We start from the raw sequence: 6,337 nt of genomic DNA, 5'->3' as shown, positions 1-6,337 counted from the left end.
GCACGTAGCCGCGCTGGCTCGCTTCCAGATCCTTCACGGCGGAGAGCAGGCGTTCGAGGCCGGCGATCGTGCCGGTGCCGCCCGCGGCCTCCGCCCGATTCGCCTCCCCGGCGAGGTAGTTCCATCCGCCCGCCACCAGCGCGACGAGCAGCAGCGCGAAGGCGACCGGCGAGCCGAGCAGGGCAGCGAAGGGGGCGCTGCCGCGCCAGCGGGAACGGCGCAGCCGGAGGAATGCAGTGGGCATGGGACGTGTCGCGTGCGGGATGGGCCGGGAGGACATAGATCGCGCGCACGCGGAAGCGACCCCGCGTTCGGTCCGGGCGCCGGCTCAGGTCTCGACCAGCCCGGCGCTCGACCCGCTCGGCTCGGCCCTGCCGTGGGGCAGCGCGAGGTATTCCGAGGAGCGCATCTCGATCAGGCGCGAGACGGTGCGGTCGAACTCGAAGGCCTCGCGGCCCTCGCGCGCCGTGTAGAGCGCCTGGGCCTCGGCATCGGCCGAGGCGACGAGCTTCACCTGCGCGTCGTAGAGCGTGTCGATGAGCGTGATGAAGCGCTTGGCCTCGTTGCGCTGGGCCTCGCCCATCACGGGTATGTCCGAGACGATCAGCGTGTGGAAGCTGCGCGCGAGCGCCATGTAGTCCGAGGCGCCGAGCGGCCGGGCGCAGAGGTCGCGGAAGCCGAAGCGGGCGACCCCCGCGGCCTCCTCGGGCACCGCGACGTCGCGTCCCTGCACCCGGACGCTCCCCGGCCGTCCCCTGGCCTTGCCGGTGAGGCTGCGGAAGGCGGCGTCCAGCGCCGCCCGGGCCGCATCGTCGGCCGGCACGTGGTAGACGGGCGCGCCGCCGAGCTTCTCCAGGCGGAAATCGGTGCGTGAATCCAGGCGCATCACCGAGACGCGCTCGGTCAGCTCGGCGATGAAGGGCAAAAAGAGCGCTCGGTTGAGACCGCCCTCGTAGAGCCGATCGGGCTCGACGTTCGAGGTCGCCACCACCGTGACGCCCCGGGCGAACAGGGCCTTGAACAGCCGACCCAGGATCATCGCGTCGGCGATGTCCGTGACCGTGAATTCGTCGAAGCAGAGCAGGCTGGCCTCGCCCGCGAGCGCGTCGGCGACCGGGCCGATCGGGTCGTCGCCCTTCACCTCGCCGCGCTTGAGCGCCTGCCGGTAGTTGTGGATGCGCTCGTGCGCGTCCGCCAGGAAGCCGTGGAAATGCACCCGCCGCTTGGGGCCGGGTGCCGCCTCGTGGAACAGGTCCATCAGCATGGTCTTGCCGCGCCCGACCGAGCCCCAGATGTAGAGGCCCCGCGGGGGGGCGGCCGTCTCCTTGCGGCCGAACAGCCAGCCGAGCGCGCTGCCCTTGCGGGCACGCTGCCGGCGCGCGAGCGCCTGCAGGAGCCCGTCGAGGGCGCGCACGACCTGCAATTGGGCCGCGTCGCGCTCGATCGCGCCCGAGCGGACGAGGGCGTCGTAGCGCTGCTGCACGGGCCCCGAGGGGGCGGCGGCCCCGCTGAGGGAGGGGTGCTGCGGGCTCGAACTCGATGTCACGGTGCGGCCTCCGGGCCTGGTCTCGCGCAGCGGGCGGGCGTCCCCGCAGGCGCCGATCTGCCCTCCGGGAGGGGGTGCGATCAACCCGTGCGCCTTCACGATAGGGGGCGCCTGTCGCCGGCCCATGGGACAGGACGCATGGCTCGGCCGTACGGCTGCGCAATTTGCTGCATTGCACAACTCCCGGTTCGGTGCCACATCAGCCGGGCCTTGGGAGGGACGTCCGATCCCGCGCGCATCGCGCCGCCGACCGGAGATCCTGTATGGCACTGCCAGAACACGCGGCGCCCGGACACACGATCCGGCGCCTCTGGCCGGGCGACCGCCCGGCCGTCCTCGACTACTTCCTGCGGCTGGATCCCGAGACCCGGGCCAACCGCTTCATGGGCGCCGTCGGCGAGGCCGGCGTGCGCGCGTACGCCGAGCGTGCCGTCACCGCCGAGGGGCTGGTGGTCGGCGCCTTCGTGGACGGCGTGCTGCGCGGCCTCGGCGAGCTGCGCCCGTCCGGCGGGCCGCGCAGCGGATTCATGCTCGGTGCCGAAGCCGAGGCCGCCTTCGCGGTGGAGCGGGAATTCCGCCGCCGCGGCATCGGCACGGCTCTCTTCGGCCGCATCGCCCGCGCGGCGCGCAACCGTGGCGTCGGCACCCTGCACGTGCGCTGCCTCGACCGGAACAAGCCGATGCTGCGTCTCGCGGCCAAGCTCGGCGCCGACCTGCACCGGGGTGCCCGCGAGACGCGGGGCGACCTCCGCCTCGTCCAGGCGACGCCCTTCTCGCTCTGGTACGAGGGCATCGCCGAGGCCTACGACTTCACGCTCTCGGTGATCCAGCCGGCCATCCCCGAGGAGAACGCGGCCTGACGGCTCAGCCCAGCGGCTCGGCCACCAGCGCGAAGGTGAGGAGATCGACCGCGGCGGCCCCGCCGCGCATCAGCGCCCGGGCGGCCGCGTTCGCCGTGGCGCCCGTGGTGGTGACGTCGTCCACGAGCAGCACCCGGCGGCCCTGGAGCCCCCCCCGGCGCTCCGGCGGCACCCGGAAGGCGCCCTGCAGGTTCTCGGCGCGACCCGCCCGGCTCAGGCCCACCTGCGGGCGCGTCGCCCGGACCCGGGCGAGCACCCGCGGCTCGTAGGGCAGCCCGGCGCCCCGCGCGAGCGGCCGGGCCAGTAGCGCCGCCTGGTTGAAGCGCCGCCGCCACAGGCGCCAGCGGTGCAGCGGAACCGGCACCACGCAATCGGCCTCGGCCAGGAGCTCGCGTCCGCTCGCCGCCATCATGCGGCCCATCGCGAGCGCGAGGTCGAGCCGGTCCTCGTACTTCAAGCGGTGCACCATCCGGCGCGCGGTGTCGTCGTAGAGCGCGACCGCACGGGCGCGCTCGAACACCGGCGGATCCGCGATGGCGCGGGGCGAGTAGAGCGCCCCGATCCCGGGATCGAGGGCGAGCGGCGTGCCGTAGCGCGGGCAGAGCGGCGCCTCGATCAGCCGCAGCGCCGACCAGCAGTCCGGGCAGAGGGCGCCCGGATCCATGGTCGCGCCGCCGCAGCCGGCGCAGCTCGGCGGGTAGACCAGCGCGAGCGCAGCGCGGGCGAGGCCGCGCAGGGCGGTGCGGGGCTGCATCGGCGCATCCCGGGTGGCTTGAGTCGTCGGATCGATCATCGGCGGGACGGCCCCGCTTCGTCCAGGGTACCCGCCCCAAAAGGAAAGCCCCGCGCCTCTCGGCGCGGGGCTCCGTCCGTCCGGTTGCGCGCCGCGGCGAGGCGGCGCGCAGGCCTCACTCGGCCGGTTGCAGGGCCGGGGCGGGGGCCGACTTGCCGGTGGCGTTGCGGCCGAGGGTGGCGGCGAGCTGGGCCTCGTCGACCTCGCCCTCCCAGCGGGCGACCACGATGCAGGCCACCGCGTTGCCGATGAAGTTGGTGAGCGCGCGGCACTCCGACATGAAGCGGTCCACGCCGAGGATCAGGGCCATGCCCACCACCGGCACCGAGGGGACCACCGCCAGCGTCGCCGCCAGGGTGATGAAGCCCGAGCCGGTGACGCCGGCCGCGCCCTTCGAGGAGAGCATCGCCACGAGAAGGAGGAGGCCCTGCTCGCCGTAGGACAGGGGCGTGTCCGTCGCCTGGGCGATGAAGAGCGCCGCCATCGTCATGTAGATGTTGGTGCCGTCGAGGTTGAACGAGTAGCCCGTCGGGACGACGAGGCCGACCACCGGCTTCGAGCAGCCCGCGCGCTCCATCTTCTCGAGCAGCGAGGGAAGCGCCGACTCGGACGACGAGGTGCCCAGCACCAGGAGCAGCTCCTCCTTGATGTAGCGGATCAGCTTGATGATCGAGAAGCCGTTGTAGCGGGCGACCGCACCGAGCACGCCGAGCACGAAGATCGCCGAGGTCAGGTAGAAGGCGCCGACGAGGTAGGCGAGGTTGGCGAGCGAGGAGATGCCGTACTTGCCGATGGTGAAGGCCATGGCGCCGAAGGCCCCGATGGGAGCGACCTTCATGATGATGTGGACGACGCCGAAGATGGCCTCGGACAGGATCTTGATGAAGTCGAGCACCGGCTTGCCGCGATCACCCAGGAAGGCGAGGCCGAAGCCGAACAGCACCGAGAAGAACAGGACCTGCAGGATCTCGCCGCCCGAGAACGCACCCACCGCGGTCGAGGGGATGATGTTCATCAGGAAGTCGGTGATCGACTGCGTCTTCGCCTTCTCGGCGTACATCGCGATCTGCTTCGGATCGAGCGACTTCGGATCGATGTGCATCCCCGCGCCCGGCTGGACGAGGTTCGCCACGACCAGGCCGACGATGAGCGCCAGCGTCGAGAAGGTGATGAAGTAGATGAGCGCCTTGCCGCCGACGCGGCCGACCTTCTCCAGGTTGGTCATGCCGGCGATGCCGGAGACGACGGTGAGGAAGATCACCGGCGCGATGATCATCTTGACGAGCTTGATGAAGGCGTCGCCGAGCGGCTTCATGTCGGCGCCGATCTGCGGGTAGAAGTGGCCGAGCGTGATGCCGATGGCCACGGCGACCAGCACTTGGAAGTACAGCGTGCGGTAGATCGGCTTGGGCTTGGCCGGGGCGTGCGGCGCGGTGAGTGGGGAGGGTACGGCGGCCATCAGGGCATCTCCTCAGGATCCGGTTCGAAGGTTGGGTCTGTCGTTTCCCGGTCCTCGGAGCCGTGGGCATCCGGGAGACCGCGCTCTTGCTTTTGGCCCGGGGGCTTGCAGTCATGCGCGGGTGGCAGGACTGCGTTACGCCAGGTGAATGGCAACGGGCGTGCCAGCTCCGGAACCGCGTGAAGATTTTGTTAAAGCCCTGTCGGGGAAGCATTTTTCTGCATGGCACGTGTTCGCCCGCCGTCGGCCGTTCCGAGGTTCCGCAATCGCGCACCCGCCGCGTTCCGGTTTCCCGCACCGGGCGACGAGCCGTGAGCGCGCCGGACAGGCGCGTGGATGCGGGCGCGAGCAGGGATGCGGACAGGGGCGCGGATGACGGGCTGCGCGGCGCCCTCCAGTGGCTCCTGCTCGGGCTCTGCGTGCTGGCGATGCTGGCCGCGACCTGGGCCGGGGGACGCGTGGCCGAGCGCTGGGCGCTCGCCGACCTGCGCCGGACCGCGCGCGCCACGCTGACGATACAGGCCGGCGCCCTGCACACCGAGATGCAGCGCCAGAGCGCCCTTCCGCTGGCGCTCGCGGCCGACCCGGAGATCGCCGCCGTGCTGCGGCCGGACGCGGGCGCGGGCCTCGCCGACCGGGTGAGCGCACGGCTCGCGGAGGTCGCGGGGGCGACGGGCGCCGCGGTGATCTACGTGATCCGGCCGGACGGGCTGACGGTCGCGGCGAGCAACGCCGCGAGCGGACGCAGCTTCGTGGGCAACAACTACGCCTTCCGGCCCTACTTCCGCGCGGCCGTGGCGGAGGGCTCCGGATCCCAGTTCGCCCTCGGCACCGTGAGCGGACGGCCCGGCCTCTACCTCGCGCGCCGGGTCGGCGAGGGTGTCGGCGTCGTGGTGGTGAAGGTGGAGTTCGACGGGGTCGAGGCGGCGTGGCGCGAGGTGCGCGAGCGCGTGCTCGTCACGGATGCCCGCGGCATCGTCCTGGTGGCGAGCGATCCGGCGTGGCGCTTCCGCACGCTCGCAGCGCTGGATGCCGCGGCGCGCGACCGCAGCCGCGAGGCGCTGGAATTCGGCGACGCGCCGCTGGACCCGCTGCCGCTGCACCCGGCGGGGGACGACCTCGTCCGCCTCGGCCGCGGTGCGGCGCCGGCCCAGCTCATGCTGATGCTCGACGCGCCCGTGCGCGACACCGACTGGCGCATCCGCACGCTCACGCCGATCGCGGCGGCGGTCGAGCGCGAGCGCACCCAGGGTCGGGTGATCGCGCTGCTGGCGACCGGTCTCGTCTGCCTCGGCCTCGGCACCCTGATCGGCCGCCGGGCCCGCACGCAGGCCCGGCTCGCGGAAGAGGGCGCGCGCCGGATCGAGCTGGAGGCACGGGTAAGCGAGCGCACCCGGGAACTGAGCGCGGCCAACGACCGCCTGCGCGAGGAGATCCTCGAGCGCGCCCGCTCCGAGGCCGAGCGCGAGCGCCTCGGCCGGGAACTCGCCCAGGCGGGACGGCTCGCCGCGCTCGGCCAGTTCGCCGCCAGCATGGCGCACGAGATCAACCAGCCGCTGGCCGCGATCCGCTCCTACGCCGACAACACCGGCATCCTGGTCCGGCGCGGGCGGGTGGACGACGCGGCCGAGAACGTCGCGGCGATCGGCCGGCTCGTCGAGCGGATCGGCGGTCTGACC

General features: G+C 72.8%; 6 protein-coding genes. 2 read left to right on the top strand and 4 right to left on the bottom strand.

All coding sequences use genetic code 11. From position 1 onward, the window contains the following. A partial coding sequence (locus tag AX737_RS20210; RefSeq protein WP_156453851.1) for a hypothetical protein occupies positions 1-244 on the bottom strand: 244 nt, incomplete at its 3' end. A gap of 84 nt (positions 245-328) precedes the next feature. Next, positions 329-1,546: a cell division protein ZapE gene (gene zapE / locus AX737_RS20205; RefSeq protein WP_066924415.1), complete on the bottom strand. Its 1,218-nt coding sequence runs from the start codon at positions 1,544-1,546 to the stop codon at positions 329-331. Between the two features lie 263 nt (positions 1,547-1,809). On the opposite strand from zapE, the gene AX737_RS20200 reads away from it, so the two are divergent. Continuing rightward, the gene (locus AX737_RS20200) at positions 1,810-2,406 is read left to right on the top strand and encodes a GNAT family N-acetyltransferase (protein WP_066924414.1); all 597 of its coding nucleotides are present in this window, start codon (positions 1,810-1,812) and stop codon (positions 2,404-2,406) included. A 4-nt stretch (positions 2,407-2,410) separates the two neighbouring features. On the opposite strand, the gene AX737_RS20195 is transcribed toward AX737_RS20200, so the two are convergent. Both AX737_RS20195 and AX737_RS20190 read right to left on the bottom strand, forming a co-directional pair. Beyond that, entirely contained in the window at positions 2,411-3,160 is a 750-nt protein-coding gene (locus AX737_RS20195) for a ComF family protein (protein WP_066924416.1), read from the bottom strand. Positions 3,161-3,314: 154 nt separating this feature from the next. Then, positions 3,315-4,658 carry a dicarboxylate/amino acid:cation symporter gene (locus AX737_RS20190; protein WP_066924413.1) on the bottom strand — a complete coding sequence of 448 codons (1,344 nt, stop codon included), beginning with the start codon at positions 4,656-4,658 and terminating at the stop codon, positions 3,315-3,317. Between the two features lie 380 nt (positions 4,659-5,038). Here AX737_RS20190 and AX737_RS20185 point away from each other — a divergent pair. Further along, the coding region (locus AX737_RS20185) for a histidine kinase dimerization/phospho-acceptor domain-containing protein (RefSeq protein WP_245293481.1) at positions 5,039-6,337 on the top strand (1,299 nt) is incomplete at its 3' end.

The sequence above is a fragment of the Methylobacterium sp. CCH5-D2 genome, assembly GCF_001556475.1.
GTDB classification, from domain to species: domain Bacteria; phylum Pseudomonadota; class Alphaproteobacteria; order Rhizobiales; family Beijerinckiaceae; genus Methylobacterium; species Methylobacterium hispanicum.
This window is presented reverse-complemented; position numbering and strand designations above follow the sequence as displayed.